At 61.1% G+C, this 1397-nt stretch carries 1 protein-coding gene; it reads right to left on the reverse strand.

What is annotated here, in order from left to right; all coding sequences use genetic code 11:
• Window positions 1-265: 265 nt before the first annotated feature.
• Window positions 266-1297 (reverse strand): IS110 family RNA-guided transposase, encoded by a 1032-nt coding sequence (locus ACYPYD_RS14110; protein WP_069709385.1) that lies wholly within the window; start codon window positions 1295-1297, stop codon window positions 266-268.
• Window positions 1298-1397 lie beyond the last annotated feature (100 nt).

The following is a 1397-nucleotide window of genomic DNA, read 5'->3' on the forward strand; positions in this document are numbered from 1 at the left end:
GCTACCCATCTGTGGACGCCCGCACGAACGCAAGCGGTATTCGGGAGAATAGGCACGTAGTCGGATGCTGCCATCTGTCCGGCCTCTGATGCAGCACCGGAGGCTGCGGGCCCGTATGGGAGTTCGCGGACTGGAACCACTTCACCCTAAGCGTGCATGTGGCACGGTGGTTAGCACTGGTTCTTCCAGCCCCGTCTCGCCGACTGTTGTGCCATACCCTCCTTCGACCGACTACGTCCTCCGACGACCCCTGGTCCGCTGTGGCTTACGCCGCAGTTGCGACCGGAACTCTGTAATCCTCTTCGCTCATGAGCAACGCCCAGATGATCCGCGCAGTCTTGTTGGCAAGCGCGACGGTCACCAACATGCGCGGCTTCCTGGCCAGCATCTGTTCGAGCCATGATCCTGCCGGAGCGCCTCGTTTGCTCGCCTGTAGCACGACAGCGCTGCTACCGATGATGAGTAGCCGCCTGAGTGTTCGCTCGCCCATCTTCGTGATCGAGCCCAGCTTCTGTTTGCCTCCCGTCGACAATTGCCGAGGTGCGAGACCGAGCCAGGCGGCAAAGTCGCGCCCCTTTGCAAAGGTCTCGGCCGGCGGGGCCAGCGCCGCGATAGCGGTGGCCGTGATCGGGCCCACGCCAGGGATCGTCATGAGCTGTCGCGCGATCGCATCCTCGCGTGCTCGCCGTGCGATCTCTTTGTCGAGATCACCGATCCTGTCGTTCAGTTCCTCCAAAAGATCTAGCATCGTGCGAAACATCGCCTTGGCTGCCTCAGGAAGCGAAGAGCCAATCTCGTCTTCGAGCAGGTCACCAAGCATCGCAACGTGCGACGGCCCCTTTGGCGCCACCCAGCCATACTCAGTGAGGTGCCCTCGGATCGCATTGATCAGTTGCGTACGCTGACGCACCAGCAAATCGCGGGTCCGGAACACCAGCCCGGATGCCTGTTGCTCTTCGCTTTTGATCGCCACAAACCGCATGTTTGGCCGCTGTGCCGCCTCGCAGATCGCCTCGGCATCTATCGCATCATTTTTATGCCGCTTCACGAACGGCTTCACGTAAGTTGGCGCAATGAGCTTCACGTCATGCCCTAGCCCCGTGAGTTCGCGGCCCCAGTGATGCGCGCCTCCGCAAGCCTCGAGCGCCACCGTGCACCGCGGATGCTGGGCAAAGAATTCCAGCAGCTTGGTGCGGCTGATTTTGCGACTGAACAACGCTCGCCCACGCGCATCCGCACCATGCGCATGGAAAACATTCTTGGCGATATCCAAACCGATTGTGGTAACTTCCGACACGGACGCCTCCTCAAGTGGTGTTCAACACCTCCACTATGGCACATCGATGCCGTCGGGGGGCGTCCACCCCATCACCCAAATCCGCCGTCACCCTGAACTT

Source organism: Novosphingobium sp. 11B, from assembly GCF_054589055.1.